We start from the raw sequence: 15,582 nt of genomic DNA on the forward strand, positions 1-15,582 counted from the left end.
TATAGACTATCTGTACGATGTTTCCAGCGTGTATAAGTTTATTTACCTTTTTATTACAGTTAATCAGAATCATCTTTGATTGCTGCCGATGCCTTCAGTATAAGACGTCGTTTTTCGCAGGATTTGTGCGCCCGTCCGCAAACTGACGCCGCGTTTACGGGAAAAAGCATCATTCGCACATATGATTAAACAGCGGCCCAAAGTGGTCGGATCACCTGCAAACAAGAAAAAGGAAACACCATGACCCTACGTAAGATTCTGGCGCTGGCATGCCTGTTAGCGCCGATGATGGCTTCCGCCCATAGCTTCGAAATCAACCAACGCGTACCGGCGGTGGGAATAGCCGATCGCGGCGAGCTGGTGCTGGAAAACGATACGTTCAGCTACAAAAAGTGGAACAGCGCGCAACTGCCGGGCAAAGTGCGCATCCTCCAGCACATCGCGGGACGCACCTCGGCTAAAGAGAAGAACGCCACGCTGATAGAGGCGATTAAATCGGCAAAACTGCCCCACGATACCTACCAGACCACCACTATCGTGAACACCGACGACGCCATTCCCGGCTCCGGCATGTTTGTGCGTAGCAGCCTGGAGAGCAATAAGAAGCTCTACCCGTGGTCGCAATTTATTGTCGACAGCAACGGCGTAGCGCGTAAGGCCTGGCAACTGGAGGAAGAAAGCTCCGCCATTGTGGTGCTGGATAAAGAGGGTCGTGTGCAGTGGGCCAAAGACGGCGCGTTAAGCCAACAAGATGTGCAGCAGGTGATCGCCCTGCTGCATAAATTACTCAGTAAATAGACACCCGGAAGCCGGGGTTGAGGAACGATTCACGCGGGGTGTAGTCCAGCGGTTTGCCCTGCCAGTCGTGAACGTGCGCCCCGGCGGCGGCGGCAACCGCATGGCCAGCGGCGGTATCCCAGATGCAGGTCGGTCCGAAGCGCGGGTACAACTGCGCCTGTCCTTCTGCCACCAGACAGAATTTTAACGACGAACCGATCGACGTGGTCTGGTGTTCGCCCAACTGCTGAAGATACTCTTTCAGTTCGTTATCCGTGTGCGAGCGACTAATGACTACCAGCGGCGGACGCGCATCGCGTACCTGGATCGGTTTGCGTACGCTGCATTCCTCTTTCCAGGCCTTGCCCTCAGCGGCGCTATACATCACCTTCATCACCGGCGCATAAACCACGCCCAGCATCGGTTTACCGTTATCGATCAGCGCGATGTTGACGGTGAACTCGCCATTGCGTTTGATAAACTCTTTGGTGCCGTCCAGCGGGTCCACCAGCCAGTAGCGCTGCCAGTGCTGACGCACTTCCCAGGCGGGGGGATCTTCTTCCGACAGAACCGGGATGTCCGGCGTTAACGTCTTTAACCCTTCAACGATGACGGCGTGCGCGGCGATGTCCGCTGCGGTGACGGGAGAATCGTCCTGCTTGCTAACGATCTCCATCGGTTTGATTCCATCATAAACCTGCATAATGGCATCGCCCGCGTTCCGTGCAAGCTGACAGACTTGTTCTAACATTCTCCACCTCGTTTTCGTACAGTGGTGTTAACTCGTTGTTTTACTTATACCCCATTGCAGGAGGATCCGCCAACTGTGATAGCGTCTGCGTTTTTGCCGCCGCCTTTCATGTCATGATTCACAGTTCTGTAAGAAAGAAAATTTATATACATTTTCTTTTGTGGTCTCGATCTAAAAAAGGATGCCCCTGATGATTAAGTTTAGTGTAACGCTTTTGGCCACGCTGATCGCGGCCAGCGTGAACGCCGCGACGGTCGATCTGCGAATAATGGAAACCACCGATCTGCATAGCAATATGATGGATTTCGATTATTACAAGGATACGCCAACCGAAAAATTCGGACTGGTACGCACCGCAAGCCTGATCAACGCAGCGCGTGGCGAAGTGCAAAACAGCGTACTGGTCGACAACGGCGATCTGATTCAGGGAAGTCCCTTAGGTGACTACATGGCGGCGAAGGGGCTAAAGGACGGCGATATTCACCCGGTCTATAAAGCGATGAACACGCTGGACTACGCGGTCGGTAATCTCGGCAACCACGAGTTTAACTACGGGCTGGATTACCTGCACAAGGCGCTGGCTGGCGCGACGTTCCCCTACGTCAACGCCAATATCATCGACGTGAAAACACAAAAGCCGCTGTTTACGCCATATCTGATTAAAGAAACGGACGTGGTGGATAACGAAGGCCATACGCAAACCCTGAAAATTGGCTATATCGGCTTTGTGCCGCCGCAAATCATGACCTGGGATAAAGCCAACCTGAGCGGCAAAGTGACGGTGAATGATATTACCGAAACCGCGCGGAAATACGTGCCGGAAATGCGCGAGAAAGGGGCGGATATCGTCGTGGCGATTGCTCACTCCGGCCTTTCCGCCGACCCGTACCAGAGCATGGCGGAAAACTCCGTTTATTATCTCAGCGACGTGCCGGGCATTAACGCCATTATGTTTGGTCACGCGCACGCGGTCTTTCCGGGCAAAGACTTTGCCGGTATCAAAGGCGCAGATATCGCTAAGGGCACGCTAAACGGCATACCAGCGGTGATGCCGGGCATGTGGGGCGATCATCTTGGGGTTGTGGATCTGGTGCTTAACAATGACAGCGGAAAGTGGCAGGTAACCGGAGCGAAAGCTGAAGCGCGCCCGATTTACGACCCCGCGGCGAAAAAGTCGCTGGCCGCCGAAGATGAAAAGCTGGTGCGGATTCTGAAAAGCGATCATGACGCCACCCGCGATTTCGTCAGCAAACCGATCGGCAAATCCGCCGACAACATGTACAGCTTTCTGGCGCTGGTGCAGGACGATCCGACCGTACAAGTAGTGAACAACGCGCAGAAAGCCTATGTGGAACACTTTATTCAGGGCGATCCGGATCTGGCGAAACTGCCGGTATTGTCTGCCGCCGCGCCGTTTAAAGTGGGCGGACGTAAGAACGATCCGGCCAGCTTTGTCGAAGTCGAAAAAGGTCAGCTTACCTTCCGTAATGCCGCGGATCTGTACCTGTATCCGAACACCCTGGTGGTGGTGAAAGCCAGCGGTAAAGAGGTGAAAGAGTGGCTGGAGTGCGCCGCCGGGCAGTTTAATCAGATTGATATCAACAGCAGCAAACCGCAGTCGCTGATCAACTGGGACGGTTTCCGCACGTATAACTTCGACGTGATCGATGGCGTGAACTATCAGATTGACGTCTCCCAACCCGCCCGTTACGACGGCGAATGCCAGACGGTAAATCCAAAAGCCGAGCGCATCAAAAACCTGACCTTTAACGGCAAGCCGATCGACCCGAATGCGCTTTTCCTGGTCGCCACCAATAACTATCGCGCATACGGCGGTAAGTTCGCCGGAACCGGCGACAGCCATATCGCGTTTGCCTCACCGGATGAAAACCGTTCTGTGCTGGCGGCGTGGATCGGCGCGGAGTCGAAGCGTACAGGCGAGATCCACCCGGCAGCAGATAATAACTGGCGTCTGGCGCCGATTCACAGCGACCGCAAACTGGATATTCGCTTTGAAACCTCACCCACCGCGAAAGCGGCGGCATTTATTAAAGAGAAAGGGCAGTATCCGATGCAGAAAGTCGCCACCGATGACGTAGGGTTTGCGATTTATCAGGTGGATTTGAGCAAGTAAACGTTGTGCGGCGTGCCGGATGGCGCTGTTCATGCGCTTATCCGGCGAGACGTCACGCCGCATGCGTTTCCCGCAGCGCCAGCACCTGCGGTAAATTCAGCTCAATCCAGTCCGCCAGCGCGGCGACCTTTTCACTTACCTGCTCGCCAAGCGGCGTCAGGCTATACTCGACATGCGGCGGTACCACCGGATAGGACACCCGGTTGATAAACCCATCCCGTTCCAGCGCCTGCAATGACTGCGCCAGCATCTTTTCACTCACGCCCCCCATTTTGCGCCGCAGATCGCTAAACCGATGCGTGCCGTCACGCAGCGCAACCAGAATTAACACGCCCCAACGGCTGGTGACATGCTTAAGCACGTCGCGGGAAGGGCACTGCTCGGCGAACAGGTTGCCGTCACGAAGCTGCTGAGAAAGAGTGGATTTACCCATTTACACTTACCTTTTTGTACGTACTTACTAAAAGTAAGTTTAGGTGATAGCGTAATGGAACACAACAGACACGTAAAGGAGTCACCCCATGATTGCCATCACCGGCGCTACCGGCCAACTCGGCCACCATGTTATCGAAAGCCTGCTAAAAACTGTTCCCGCCAGCCAGGTCGTGGCGATTGTGCGTCACCCGGCGAAGGCCGCGACGCTAAGTCAGCGGGGAATCACCGTCCGCCAGGCAGACTATAGCGATGAGGCCGCCTTCACCACCGCGCTACAGGGCGTCGAAAAGCTGTTGTTGATCTCGTCAAGCGAAGTCGGGCAGCGCGCTGTGCAACACCGTAATGTGATTAACGCGGCGAAAACGGCAGGCGTAAAATTTATCGCTTACACCAGTCTGCTTCATGCAGATCGTTCCCCGCTCGGCCTGCACCTTGAGCATGTCGAGACTGAGAAGATGCTGGCGGGATCCGGCATCCCGTATACGCTGCTGCGCAACGGCTGGTATAGCGAAAACTACCTGGCGAGCGCGCCCGCCGCGCTGGAGCACGGCGTGTTTATCGGCGCCGCTGGCGAGGGCAAAATCGCCTCTGCGACGCGTGCTGACTATGCCGCCGCCGCTGCACGCGTCCTCAGCGCCGACGGCCATGCCGGAAAAGTGTATGAACTGGCGGGGGACGACGCCTGGACGCTGAGCCAACTGGCTGACGAACTGAGTCAACAGAGCGGCAAACACATTGTCTATCAGAACCTGAGTGAAGCGGACTTCGCCGCGGCGCTGCAGGGGGCAGGTCTGCCCGCTGGCCTGGCTGATATGCTGGCGGATTCGGACATTGGCGCTTCTGAAGGCGGTCTGTTCGATAACAGCCGTACATTGAGCCAACTGATTGGTCGTCCCACCACCACGCTTGCCGACAGCGTTCGCACCATGCTGCAAGCGTTAAAAATTAGTTAAATTAGGTGACATCCTCACGTATCCTCTTTGATAATGGCAGGATGATGCGTGGGGAGAGATGACATGCAAGGTGTACCTGAGCAATTCAGCGATGAGAAAGACAGCGCCCGTTTTCGCCATCTGGCGGAAGTGCCGGGCGTGGAACTGTATCATGCGCATATTTCTCGCTACGCCTTCGAACCCCACACCCACGAAGCCTTCGGCATTGGGGCTATTGAGGCGGGAGCCGAGCGCTTTCGCTATCGCGGCACCCAATATCTGGCGCCCGCCCATTCCGTTATCACCATGAATCCGGACGAACTGCACACCGGCGAAGCTGAAACCGCCGATGGCTGGCGCTACCGGATGATCTATCTTGACCCCACCCTGCTGGAAGAGATCACGGGGATCCGCCACTGGGGGTTTCGCGAAGTGACAAGACACGATCCCTTGCGTTCACGCCAGATTTGCTCGCTGATCCACGGTTTGTGGCACACCGACGATCCGCTGGCGCAGAAAGGACTGTTGCTGGATTTAATCGATACCTTCCGGCCGCTGGCGCAGCCGATGCGGGCGCCGCGTGAAGGCGCGCACCGCTTTACGCGGGTGCGCGATTATCTCCACGACAACTACATGCGTCCGGTCACCTTAGACGAACTGGCCGCTGTCGCGGCGCTCAGTCCCTGGCATTTTCAGCGCCAGTTCAAAGCGCATTTTCACGTCACGCCGCATCAGATGCTGATGGCGATCCGCCTGTGGAGGGCGAAAGCCTTTCTCACTCTCGGGATGCCCGCCGCCGAAGTGGCCGCCGCCGCTGGCCTTACCGACCAGTCGCATCTGACTCGCGCCTTTACCCATCGCTACGGCATCACTCCCGTGCGCTACCAGAGACAGGTTTTCCCCCGCTAATGCGCAATCTCATACAATACGCGCGCGTTTTCCCTGCCTACACTCGGCGCTGGGTTAAAGCAGAGGGAGAAACATAATGATTAGCGGCGTGATATATGCCCTGCTGGCAGGGTTAATGTGGGGACTGATTTTTGTCGGGCCGTTGATCGTACCGGAATACCCGGCGATGCTGCAGTCGATGGGGCGTTACCTGGCGCTGGGCCTGATCGCTCTGCCGCTCGCCTGGCTTGGTCGCGCCCGTCTTCGCCAATTGACCTCAAAGGACTGGTTCACCGCGCTGGCGCTGACCATGATGGGCAACCTGATTTACTATCTCTGCCTCGCCAGCGCCATTCAGCGCACCGGCGCGCCGGTATCGACGATGATTATCGGCACGCTGCCGGTCGTCATTCCGGTATTTGCTAACCTGCTGTACAGTCATCGCGACGGCAGACTCGCCTGGCGACGCCTTGCCCCTTCACTGGCGTTGACAGGCATCGGACTGCTGTGTGTGAATATCGCGGAGCTGGGTCAAGGGCTGCCGAATTTCAGCGGCTGGCGCTATGGCTCTGGCATCGCGCTGGCGGTGGTTTCGGTGGCCTGCTGGGCGTGGTATGCGCTGCGTAATGCGCGCTGGCTGCGCGAAAATCCGGACAAGCATCCAATGATGTGGGCGACAGCGCAGGCGTTGGTCACCCTGCCCGTCTCTTTCGCAGGCTACATCGCCGCCTGCTTGTGGCTACACAACCAAACCCCAGGCTTTGCGCTCCCCTTTGGCCCGCGACCTGCGGTCTTTATCGGCCTGATGGTGGCAATTGCGGTGCTGTGCTCGTGGGTAGGGGCTCTGTGCTGGAATATCGCCAGCCAACGGTTGCCGACGGTGATCCTTGGGCCATTAATTGTATTTGAGACACTGGCGGGCCTGCTGTACACCTTTATTCTGCGTCAGGACATTCCCCCGCTGCTGACATTAAGCGGCATAGCGCTGCTCGTTGTCGGCGTGGTGCTCGCCGTGAAAGCCAAACCGGAAAAACCCGGCGTGGCGCCCGTCCCGGAGATGTAAATGGGCCGGACAGCGCTGCGCGTGTCCGGCCTGCAGTTAATGCTGCTGCTTATACTTTAAATACCGCTACCGTCTGATTCAGACGCGCAGCCTGTTCTTCCAGCGCGGCGGCGGCAGACGCTGACTCCTCCACCAGCGATGCGTTCTGCTGAGTCACGCGATCCATCTCCGCCACCGCCTGTCCCACCTGATCGATTCCCCGGCTTTGCTCATCCGACGCGGAAGCGATTTCGCCCATGATGTCGGTCACGCGGGTGACCGCGCTGACAATCTCATTCATCGTTTCACCGGCTTCATGCACCAGCGCGGAACCGGCATTCACCCGATCGCCAGAGTCTTCAATCAGGGCCTTGATCTCTTTCGCGGCCTGGGCGCTGCGGCTCGCCAGCGTACGAACTTCACCAGCGACCACGGCGAATCCACGTCCCTGCTCGCCTGCGCGCGCCGCTTCCACCGCGGCGTTAAGCGCCAGGATGTTCGTCTGGAAGGCAATGCCGTCAATCACGCTGGTGATCTGGGCAATCTTGCTGGAACTGGCGGCGATCTCATCCATGGTGCGCACGACGCCTTCCACAACCTCACCGCCCTTTTTCGCCGTACCCGAGGCGTTCTTCGCCAGTTGCGTCGCCTGGCGGGCGTTGTCCGCATTCTGCCGGACGGTGGCGGTCAACTGCTCCATGCTGGCTGCGGTTTCTTCCAGCGAAGCGGCCTGCTGTTCAGTACGTGAGGAGAGATCGTTACTGCCCGCCGTAATCTCACCGGCGCCGGTGTAGATCGTATCGGCGCCATCGCGCACCACGCGGACGGTATTCGCCAGCGACTGCTGCATATCGCGTACGTTACGCGCCAGCAGCGCCATTTCGTTGTTGCCTTCCGCGTCAATGCTGTGCGTGAGATCGCCGGACGCGATATGGCGAATATGGGACATCACTTCATGCAGCGGCTTCAACAGCACACGCTGCATCGCTATCCAACTGATCAGGATGACGACCACGACCGCCAGCAGAATAAAGGACAGAATCCACAGGATGCGCTGATAGTCGCTTTCGTTATCCTTGATCCCCGCGCTGGTGAGCTTCGCCTGCGCGGTGCGCCATTCGTGATAGACGCTCTGCATTGCCGTTTGTTTCTGTTCGGCGTTCTGCTTAAACATCTCTTCCAGTTTGCCTTCCGCCAGCAAGGCGTTCATTTTTGCCAGCGTCGCTGAGTAAATGCCGTACTGTTCTTCCAGCCTGTCCGCCAGGCGCTCGTCCATCCCTGGCGTTTCCGGTAGCGCATAATAGGTGTCGTAATGTTTTTTCGCGTTCGCCAGCAGAGCATCTGCGGTTTTCACCAGTTCGCTGAGCTGGCCGCCGTTGATCTGCCCTGCCATGCTGCTTTGCAAACGCAGCATCCCCCGGTTCAGCGTTACCCGCGCCTGATTGAGGCTGATCCACGCATCGGTAAATTCCGCCACGTTCTGGCTTGCAAGTTGCGACACCGTGAAATTTTGTTTGTCATTTTTCAGCGCGTTAATAAACACGCCAGCCGAAAGAAGCTGCATCGCCCCGAGCGCGAGTAGCACCACGATCAATAAAGTGATCACGTTGATTCGTTTAAACATCTTTTGCCTTTTATGTTGCAGGTGTTGTCTGAGGACTTGGTATCGGCAGCGATCGCGGGTTGTTTAATTCGCCAGGACTCCGTTTATGGGGGAATGGCGCGCTTTCTGATAAGTATCAGTACGTTAAAAACGAAAGAATTTTTCGTGACAGACATCACAAAATCCTCTGACCCGAAAGGGTTATAGCGCCCACCTAAAGATGCATTTAAAATACATCTTATATTATTCAAAATGAGGTAACGGCTATGGCTTATCGCGATCAACCTTTAGGTGAACTGGCGCTTTCTATTCCTCGCGCGTCGGCGCTGTTTCGTAAGTATGATATGGACTACTGCTGCGGCGGTAAGCAGACGCTGGCGCGGGCGGCCGCACGCAAAGAGCTGGACGTTGACGCCATTGAGGCGCAGCTTGCCCAACTGGCTGAACAGCCCATTGAAAAAGACTGGCGTACCGCGCCGTTAGCCGAAATCATCAACCACATCATCGTGCGCTACCACGACAGACACCGTGAGCAATTGCCGGAATTGATCCTACAAGCGACCAAAGTTGAACGCGTGCATGCTGATAAGCCAAACGTGCCGAAAGGTCTGGCGAAGTACCTGACTATGCTGCATCAGGAGCTGTCGAGCCACATGATGAAAGAAGAACAGATCCTGTTTCCAATGATCAAACAGGGAATGGGCAGCCAGGCGATGGGGCCAATCAGCGTGATGGAAAGCGAGCATGATGAGGCGGGTGAACTGCTGGAAGTGATTAAGCATACCACGCAGAATGTGACCATTCCGCCGGAAGCCTGCACCACCTGGAAAGCGATGTACAACGGGATTAACGAGATGATTGATGACCTGATGGAACACATCAGTCTGGAGAATAATGTCCTGTTCCCGCGTGCCTTAGCCGGGGAATAAGCGATTTGCCGGACGGCGGATACGCCTAATCCGGCCTACAACCTGTACCAGTAAGCGAGCCCGGTAAGCGTTGCCGCCGCCGGGCGATACAATTTAACGCATTCCTGCCATACGTCTCTTACCGATAAACAGCCAGCCCAGTCCCAGGGCGATAAACCACAGCGGCGTGACGAGCAGCGCCTGACGGGTATCGTCTTCCAGGGTCAGCAGCACGATCACAAACACGAAGAACACCATGCACACCCAGCACATCAGCTTGCCAAGCGGCATTTTATAGATCGATTTCTCATGCAGGTGCGGACGCTGTTTGCGATACACCAGGTATGAACACAGGATAATGGTCCACACGAACATAAACAGGATTGCCGACACCGTGGTGATCATGGTGAACGCGCCAATCACGCTCGGGTTGACGTACAACATCACCACGCCGCCCAGCAGACAGATGCAAGAGAAGGTCAGCCCTTTGGCTGGAACCGCGCGTTTAGACAGCTTCGCGAACGCTTTCGGCGCCACCCCTTCCTGCGCCAGGCCGAACAGCATGCGGCTGGTCGAGAACACACCGCTGTTTGCCGAAGAGGCCGCAGAGGTCAGCACCACGAAGTTGATCACGCTTGCCGCGGCAGGCAGACCAACCAGTACAAACAGCTCTACGAACGGGCTCTTATCCGGTACCACGGAGCTCCACGGCGTGACGGACATAATGACGATCAGCGCGAACACGTAGAACATAATGATACGAACAGGAATGGAGTTGATGGCGCGCGGCAGGGATTTCTCGGGATCTTTCGTTTCAGCCGCCGTTGTCCCCACCAGTTCGATACCAACAAACGCAAACACTGCAATCTGGAAGCCAGCAAAGAAGCCGCTGATGCCTTTCGGGAACCAGCCGCCATCATTCCACAGGTGCGCAAAAGACGCTTCGACGCCGGTCGGTGATGTAAAGTGCATGGCGATCATCACCAGCCCCACGATAATCAGCGCGACAATGGCGACGATTTTAATCATCGCGAACCAGAACTCCATCTCACCGAACATTTTCACGGTGGCGAGGTTAAGGCTCAGCAGTAAGACCACGACAGCCAGCGAGGCCACCCAGTCGGAAAGCCCCGGGAACCAGAACTGGGCATAAGCGGTAATCGCCACGACGTCCGCCATCCCGGTCACCACCCAGCAGAACCAGTAGGTCCAGCCGGTAAAATAGCCTGCCCACGGTCCCAGCAGATCCGAAGCAAAGTCACTAAAAGATTTATATTCCAGATTTGAGAGCAGCAGCTCGCCCATCGCCCGCATGACAAAGAAGAGCATAAAGCCGATGATCATATAAACAAAAATGATCGACGGTCCGGCGAGGCTGATGGTTTTGCCGGACCCCATAAACAGGCCCGTACCGATCGCCCCGCCAATGGCGATAAGCTGAATATGTCGGTTTGTGAGATTGCGCCGTAGCGACTGTTCAGCCGGTGCCTGTTCATTGGCGGCGACTTTTACCTGATCTACCATGTTTTATTCTTCCTGTACCTGTCTGTGTTGTGCAGGCTCTGCGGCCTTTAATGCGTCTGTTGTGCTTCTGTATGATACGACGATCCTGTTGTCAGGACTCATCGATATTAGGTAAGAATCGGCGGGATGAATACTAAGATTTAAATATTATGTTAACTATATGTTTAAAGTGAGTGTCATATCACTCTGATAACGCGAATTAGCTCACAAAAATACACGCAACGGAACCATTTGCAAGATAAAATGCCGATGTTCGGCGAATACGCGGTTTTATTGCATATTTTCTGTTCCCCTCTTTTCCGAAGGGAACAGAAGGCTCTGCTTACAGGATTTCCAGAAGCTCGACGTCAAACACCAGCGTGCTGAACGGCGGAATGGAGGCACCCGCGCCGCGTTCACCGTAGGCGAGTTCATGAGGAATAGTCAGTTCCCACTTCGAGCCGACCGGCATTAAGGTCAGCGCTTCAATCCAGCCGGCGATCACGCCATTAACCGGGAATTCAGCCGGTTCGCCGCGCGCTACGGAGCTGTCGAATACGGTGCCGTCAATCAGCTTGCCGGTATAATGCACGCGAACGCGGTCAGTACGGGCCGGAATCGGACCTTCACCCTGGGTCAGTACGCGGAATTGCAGACCGGATTCGGTGCTGCTCACACCCTCTTTCTCACGGTTTTCTTCCAGATACTTCACGCCTTCCGCGGCCATCGCCTGGAAACGTTCGCGACGTACGGCATCAGCACGCTCATGAATTTCACGCAGCGCGCGGTGTACCACGTCAACCGGAACAGCCGGTTGTTTACCTTCCAGCGCATCGGCAATACCTGCAACCAGCGCTTCAGGCAACAGCCCCTGCAGGCCGGATTCGCTCAGTTGCTGTCCTACCTGCAAACCAATGCCGTAGCTTGCTTGCGCTTCGATAGTGTCAAAAGTCGGGGTTGCCATCGTATTTCCTTTCATCGGATTTAAAGTAGCGGGCAGCATAACAGCCGCGCCCTCTGCGGTAAAATGTTGTCATGGGGTGGATGACAAATCCTGGGGAAAAAGAAACAATAGGGGTATCCCGTATGAATATATCAAAAGCGGGTAATATCACGAACATCATAGCGTTAGCTGTCTATACTCTATGATTGAGGAACGAGACGCGGAGCAGGAGGAAAGCCATGCCCGGGCGCTTTGAACTAAAACCTACCCTGGCGAAAATCTGGCATGCACCGGACAATTTTCGCCTTATGGACCCGCTTCCGCCGATGCACCGCCGCGGCATTATTATTGCGGCAGTGGTGCTGGTCATCGGTTTCCTGCTTCCCTCCGACGACAATAGCGTTGCGCCTACGGTAACCCGTGACGCGCAGCTGGATATTCAGTCACCGTCTCAGCCACCGACCGAAGCACAGCTGCAGGCGCAGCTCGTCACGCCGCAAAACGATCCCGGACAGGTCGCTCCGGTGGCGCCGGAACCCATTCAGGAAGGCCAGCCGGAAACGCAGCCGCAGACACAACAGTCGCAGCCGCAAACGCAGCCTTTCCAGCCGGACAGCGGGATCGATCAGCAATGGCGTTCTTACCGCGTTGGTTCTGGTAAAACGATGGCGCAGTTGTTCCGCGACCACGGACTGCCGCCGACAGACGTGTATGCCATGGCAAAAGTGGAAGGCGCAGGCAAGCCGTTGAGCACCCTTAAAGAAGGGCAGTTAGTGCAGATTCGCCAGAATGCGAACGGCGTGGTGACAGGCTTAACCATCGATACCGGCAATGACCAGCAGGTACTGTTCACCCGTCAGCCGGACGGCAGTTTCCTGCGGGCGCGATAATCACCTATGCCCGGCGACAGTATGCCACCGGGCCTGATTTACGCTTTACGCACCTTATTGACCCACCAGATCCCCGAACACACCAGCACCAGCGCAATCGCGTATTTCCATTCAAGAATATTCTCGCCAAGAAACACTGCCGACAGCACCGCTCCGGAAACGGGAATCAAGAAGTTAAACGGTGCAATCATTCCCACCCGGTTGTATTTGAGCAAAATGCTCCACAGTGCAAACGCTACCGACGAGAGTAATGTCAGATAACCGAGAATCGCGACAGATGAAAACCCGTGGACGGTGAGCGTGCCGCCAAACGCGTAACCGCCAGCGATCAGCGCCAGGCCGCCAATCCCCAACTGGTAACCGGTCATTACCGTAGGGTCAACCGTCTGCGAGATGCGCTTGCCGTAAAGCGTGGCGGCGGAAAGGATAAACGCCGCCAGGACGACAGACCCGTCGCCCAGCAGGCTAAAACTGAAGTCCAGCCCGCTGCTGAAATTCACCACCATCACTCCCGCGAAGCCGAGGATACAACCCAGTGTTTTGTTATAGCTCAGCTTGTCATTCTGGTAGATGAAGTGCGCCAGCAGTACGCTAAAGAAGGTGCCTGTCGCATTCATGATCGAGCCTTTCACCCCAGTGGTGAAAGCCAGACCAATATAAAAGAAGATGTACTGTAAAGAGGTCTGCGTCAGCCCCAGTAACGTGAGCTGGCCGAACTGGCGAGAACGTAATCTGCCGATGGGCTTACGCTGCGCCATGGCCAGCAGCAGAAGCAGCAGACCGGCAAACAGGAAGCGGTAACCGGCAAAAACAATTTTTGAAGGAATATCATCGGTTGCGATCTGGAAGATCTCATAGCCGCTTTTAATCGCCGGGTAGGCGCTCCCCCATAACAGGCAGCAAAACGCGGCGCTCAGGTAGACAATATTTTTACGCGCAAACAGAGGTTGCGGGTGCGGGGTATCCATTCTTCACCACATTGAAATTATGTTTTATTTTTGATGATTATCCCGAAAAGGGCAAAGAATAGCCAGTGTGAAAAAGCGCAGAGGAAGAAAAGCAAAACGCCGACACGAGGTCGGCGTTTTTCACGAAGCTGTCAGAATAAAAACTTATTCTGCAACAACGTTAATGGTCAGCTTAGCGAAGACTTCGCTGTGAACCTGGAAGTTCACTTCGTGCTCACCAGTGGTACGCAGAACGCCGTTCGGCAGACGAACTTCGCTCTTAGCCACTTCAACGCCAGCTGCAGTAACAGCGTCAGCGATGTCGCGAGTACCGATGGAACCGAACAGTTTACCTTCGTCGCCTGCTTTAGACGCGATAGTAACGGTTTCCAGTGCGTTGATTTTCTCTGCGCGTGCATTTGCAGCAGCCAGAACGTCAGCCAGTTTAGCTTCCAGTTCAGCGCGACGTGCTTCGAAGTATTCAACGTTTTTCTTGGTAGCAGGAACAGCTTTACCCTGTGGTACCAGGAAGTTACGAGCGTAGCCCGCTTTAACGTTAACCTGATCACCCAGGCTACCCAGGTTTGCTACTTTATCAAGCAGAATAACTTGCATTACCTTATCCTCTCAAAGTCGTATTAATGGACCGTGACCGATTACTGATGGCGATCAGTGTACGGCAGCAGGGACAGGTAGCGAGCGCGTTTGATAGCGCGAGCCAGCTGACGCTGGTATTTTGCACGGGTACCGGTGATACGGCTTGGGACAATCTTACCGCTTTCGGTGATGTAGTTTTTCAGCGTAGCGATATCTTTATAGTCGATCTCTTGAACGCCTTCCGCGGTGAAACGGCAGAACTTGCGACGACGGAAATAACGTGCCATATGGCTAGTCTCCAGAATCTATCAATTCAATCTGCTCGGCATGCAGAACCATTTTGCTCAGGCCGTTCTTTGCTTTGTGGCAAGAGATAAATCCCTGAATGGTTATGCGACTACCGACCGTTATACTGTGAGTAATGGCCTGGTTTTCATGTCCGCTAACAATAACGGGCATTTGGCACCACGCCTGCCGGTGAAACCCGGCTTCCTCTTGCACAGAACGATGCTCAAGCACGAACTGGCAATGCGGAATTCCTGATGGACTGACCTTTCGAAGGGGAGCCCTGCACACGGTGCCGGACAACACCAGACGGTTGGTCATCAGAAATTACTCTTCAGAATCCCCAGCTTCAGCATCATCTGCGGTTTCGTTTGCGAAATCATCGCGACGCTCACGGCGCTCGTCTTTCGCTTTAACCATCGGAGATGCTTCGGTAACAGCGTGCTTGGTACGCATTACCATGCTACGGATAACGGCATCGTTGAAGCGGAAGGTAGTTTCCAGCTCATCGATCACTTCCTGCGGCGCTTCAACGTTCATCAGAACGTAGTGCGCTTTGTGCAGTTTGTTGATCGGGTAAGCCAGCTGACGGCGGCCCCAGTCTTCCAGACGGTGGATCTTGCCTTCTGCGCCAGTGATGGCAGCAGAGTAACGCTCGATCATGCCCGGAACCTGTTCGCTCTGGTCAGGATGGACCATAAAAACGATTTCGTAATGACGCATCGAATTGCTCCTTACGGATTATTCAGCCTCCTGTCTGGGTCAGCCGAGGCCCGGGGAGGCAAGGAACGTGTTAAAGGTCGGCTGAAAAATGACGCGTCATAATACTGGGGTCAGACGGGAAACTCAAGGCGATTTGCAAACAATCGCCTGCTCGCTGTCGCTGCTCATCCCCCGGCGAGAAGAGAGAATTTCATCTTGTGGTTGTTATTAGATGGTTTTTGACG

At 55.3% G+C, this 15,582-nt stretch carries 17 protein-coding genes; 7 read left to right on the forward strand and 10 right to left on the reverse strand.

The window, feature by feature from the left end:
- The first annotated feature begins 240 nt into the window (after window positions 1-240).
- Window positions 241-798, forward strand: a complete 558-nt coding sequence (locus OOJ60_RS13535) for a YtfJ family protein (RefSeq protein ID WP_181822115.1) — start codon at window positions 241-243, stop codon at window positions 796-798.
- On the opposite strand, the gene cysQ is transcribed toward OOJ60_RS13535, so the two are convergent.
- Window positions 788-1,528, reverse strand: a complete 741-nt coding sequence (cysQ, locus tag OOJ60_RS13540) for a 3'(2'),5'-bisphosphate nucleotidase CysQ (RefSeq protein ID WP_205612723.1) — start codon at window positions 1,526-1,528, stop codon at window positions 788-790. The genes OOJ60_RS13535 and cysQ overlap by 11 nt on opposite strands.
- A gap of 190 nt (window positions 1,529-1,718) precedes the next feature.
- Between cysQ and OOJ60_RS13545 the strand changes: the two genes are divergently transcribed.
- Entirely contained in the window at window positions 1,719-3,662 is a 1,944-nt protein-coding gene (locus OOJ60_RS13545; RefSeq protein ID WP_042289506.1) for a bifunctional 2',3'-cyclic-nucleotide 2'-phosphodiesterase/3'-nucleotidase, read from the forward strand.
- A gap of 52 nt (window positions 3,663-3,714) precedes the next feature.
- Here the strand turns inward: OOJ60_RS13545 and OOJ60_RS13550 are convergent, their stop codons facing one another.
- Entirely contained in the window at window positions 3,715-4,095 is a 381-nt protein-coding gene (locus OOJ60_RS13550) for a winged helix-turn-helix transcriptional regulator (RefSeq protein WP_205612724.1), read from the reverse strand.
- A gap of 88 nt (window positions 4,096-4,183) precedes the next feature.
- On the opposite strand from OOJ60_RS13550, the gene OOJ60_RS13555 reads away from it, so the two are divergent.
- From OOJ60_RS13555 to OOJ60_RS13565, 3 genes are all read left to right on the forward strand, one after another.
- Complete coding sequence (locus OOJ60_RS13555; protein WP_205612725.1) at window positions 4,184-5,050, forward strand: SDR family oxidoreductase; 867 nt, start codon at window positions 4,184-4,186, stop codon at window positions 5,048-5,050.
- A 63-nt stretch (window positions 5,051-5,113) separates the two neighbouring features.
- Window positions 5,114-5,938 carry an AraC family transcriptional regulator gene (locus OOJ60_RS13560; protein WP_199957002.1) on the forward strand — a complete coding sequence of 275 codons (825 nt, stop codon included), beginning with the start codon at window positions 5,114-5,116 and terminating at the stop codon, window positions 5,936-5,938.
- A 76-nt stretch (window positions 5,939-6,014) separates the two neighbouring features.
- Window positions 6,015-6,980, forward strand: a complete 966-nt coding sequence (locus tag OOJ60_RS13565) for a DMT family transporter (protein WP_181822120.1) — start codon at window positions 6,015-6,017, stop codon at window positions 6,978-6,980.
- Window positions 6,981-7,029: 49 nt separating this feature from the next.
- On the opposite strand, the gene OOJ60_RS13570 is transcribed toward OOJ60_RS13565, so the two are convergent.
- Complete coding sequence (locus OOJ60_RS13570) at window positions 7,030-8,583, reverse strand: methyl-accepting chemotaxis protein (protein WP_060570929.1); 1,554 nt, start codon at window positions 8,581-8,583, stop codon at window positions 7,030-7,032.
- Window positions 8,584-8,828: 245 nt separating this feature from the next.
- Here OOJ60_RS13570 and ytfE point away from each other — a divergent pair, with 245 nt between their 5' ends.
- The gene (gene ytfE / locus OOJ60_RS13575; protein WP_042289519.1) at window positions 8,829-9,491 is read left to right on the forward strand and encodes an iron-sulfur cluster repair protein YtfE; all 663 of its coding nucleotides are present in this window, start codon (window positions 8,829-8,831) and stop codon (window positions 9,489-9,491) included.
- Window positions 9,492-9,584: 93 nt separating this feature from the next.
- On the opposite strand, the gene cycA is transcribed toward ytfE, so the two are convergent.
- A complete protein-coding gene (cycA, locus tag OOJ60_RS13580; RefSeq protein WP_205612726.1) occupies window positions 9,585-10,994 on the reverse strand; it encodes a D-serine/D-alanine/glycine transporter in 1,410 nt (469 codons plus the stop codon).
- A 322-nt stretch (window positions 10,995-11,316) separates the two neighbouring features.
- Window positions 11,317-11,937, reverse strand: a complete 621-nt coding sequence (gene fklB / locus OOJ60_RS13585; protein WP_042289524.1) for an FKBP-type peptidyl-prolyl cis-trans isomerase — start codon at window positions 11,935-11,937, stop codon at window positions 11,317-11,319.
- A 218-nt stretch (window positions 11,938-12,155) separates the two neighbouring features.
- On the opposite strand from fklB, the gene OOJ60_RS13590 reads away from it, so the two are divergent.
- Entirely contained in the window at window positions 12,156-12,806 is a 651-nt protein-coding gene (locus OOJ60_RS13590) for an OapA family protein (RefSeq protein ID WP_181822122.1), read from the forward strand.
- Between the two features lie 38 nt (window positions 12,807-12,844).
- Here OOJ60_RS13590 and OOJ60_RS13595 read toward each other — a convergent pair whose 3' ends face one another.
- The 5 genes from OOJ60_RS13595 to rpsF form a co-directional block, all read right to left on the reverse strand.
- The gene (locus OOJ60_RS13595) at window positions 12,845-13,774 is read right to left on the reverse strand and encodes a DMT family transporter (protein WP_042289528.1); all 930 of its coding nucleotides are present in this window, start codon (window positions 13,772-13,774) and stop codon (window positions 12,845-12,847) included.
- Window positions 13,775-13,918: 144 nt separating this feature from the next.
- Window positions 13,919-14,368, reverse strand: coding sequence for a 50S ribosomal protein L9 (rplI, locus tag OOJ60_RS13600; protein WP_012907347.1), 450 nt, complete (start codon window positions 14,366-14,368; stop codon window positions 13,919-13,921).
- Window positions 14,369-14,409: 41 nt separating this feature from the next.
- On the reverse strand, window positions 14,410-14,637 hold the full coding sequence (gene rpsR / locus OOJ60_RS13605) for a 30S ribosomal protein S18 (protein ID WP_000135199.1): 228 nt from the start codon (window positions 14,635-14,637) through the stop codon (window positions 14,410-14,412).
- A gap of 4 nt (window positions 14,638-14,641) precedes the next feature.
- Entirely contained in the window at window positions 14,642-14,956 is a 315-nt protein-coding gene (gene priB / locus OOJ60_RS13610; protein ID WP_042289531.1) for a primosomal replication protein N, read from the reverse strand.
- 6 nt (window positions 14,957-14,962) lie between these two features.
- Window positions 14,963-15,358, reverse strand: coding sequence for a 30S ribosomal protein S6 (gene rpsF / locus OOJ60_RS13615; protein ID WP_001216673.1), 396 nt, complete (start codon window positions 15,356-15,358; stop codon window positions 14,963-14,965).
- Between the last annotated feature and the right edge of the window lie 224 nt (window positions 15,359-15,582).

Source organism: Citrobacter sp. R4, assembly GCF_026719175.1.
In the GTDB taxonomy this organism is placed as follows: domain Bacteria; phylum Pseudomonadota; class Gammaproteobacteria; order Enterobacterales; family Enterobacteriaceae; genus Citrobacter_A; species Citrobacter_A sedlakii.

Bases quoted from the DNA above. Each gene is read 5' to 3' on its own strand.
- OOJ60_RS13535 (WP_181822115.1), top strand. From the start codon at position 241: ATGACCCTACGTAAGATTCTGGCGCTGGCATGCCTGTTAGCGCCGATG.
- cysQ (WP_205612723.1), bottom strand. From the start codon at position 1,528: ATGTTAGAACAAGTCTGTCAGCTTGCACGGAACGCGGGCGATGCCATT.
- OOJ60_RS13545 (WP_042289506.1), top strand. From the start codon at position 1,719: ATGATTAAGTTTAGTGTAACGCTTTTGGCCACGCTGATCGCGGCCAGC.
- OOJ60_RS13550 (WP_205612724.1), bottom strand. From the start codon at position 4,095: ATGGGTAAATCCACTCTTTCTCAGCAGCTTCGTGACGGCAACCTGTTC.
- OOJ60_RS13555 (WP_205612725.1), top strand. From the start codon at position 4,184: ATGATTGCCATCACCGGCGCTACCGGCCAACTCGGCCACCATGTTATC.
- OOJ60_RS13560 (WP_199957002.1), top strand. From the start codon at position 5,114: ATGCAAGGTGTACCTGAGCAATTCAGCGATGAGAAAGACAGCGCCCGT.
- OOJ60_RS13565 (WP_181822120.1), top strand. From the start codon at position 6,015: ATGATTAGCGGCGTGATATATGCCCTGCTGGCAGGGTTAATGTGGGGA.
- OOJ60_RS13570 (WP_060570929.1), bottom strand. From the start codon at position 8,583: ATGTTTAAACGAATCAACGTGATCACTTTATTGATCGTGGTGCTACTC.
- ytfE (WP_042289519.1), top strand. From the start codon at position 8,829: ATGGCTTATCGCGATCAACCTTTAGGTGAACTGGCGCTTTCTATTCCT.
- cycA (WP_205612726.1), bottom strand. From the start codon at position 10,994: ATGGTAGATCAGGTAAAAGTCGCCGCCAATGAACAGGCACCGGCTGAA.
- fklB (WP_042289524.1), bottom strand. From the start codon at position 11,937: ATGGCAACCCCGACTTTTGACACTATCGAAGCGCAAGCAAGCTACGGC.
- OOJ60_RS13590 (WP_181822122.1), top strand. From the start codon at position 12,156: ATGCCCGGGCGCTTTGAACTAAAACCTACCCTGGCGAAAATCTGGCAT.
- OOJ60_RS13595 (WP_042289528.1), bottom strand. From the start codon at position 13,774: ATGGATACCCCGCACCCGCAACCTCTGTTTGCGCGTAAAAATATTGTC.
- rplI (WP_012907347.1), bottom strand. From the start codon at position 14,368: ATGCAAGTTATTCTGCTTGATAAAGTAGCAAACCTGGGTAGCCTGGGT.
- rpsR (WP_000135199.1), bottom strand. From the start codon at position 14,637: ATGGCACGTTATTTCCGTCGTCGCAAGTTCTGCCGTTTCACCGCGGAA.
- priB (WP_042289531.1), bottom strand. From the start codon at position 14,956: ATGACCAACCGTCTGGTGTTGTCCGGCACCGTGTGCAGGGCTCCCCTT.
- rpsF (WP_001216673.1), bottom strand. From the start codon at position 15,358: ATGCGTCATTACGAAATCGTTTTTATGGTCCATCCTGACCAGAGCGAA.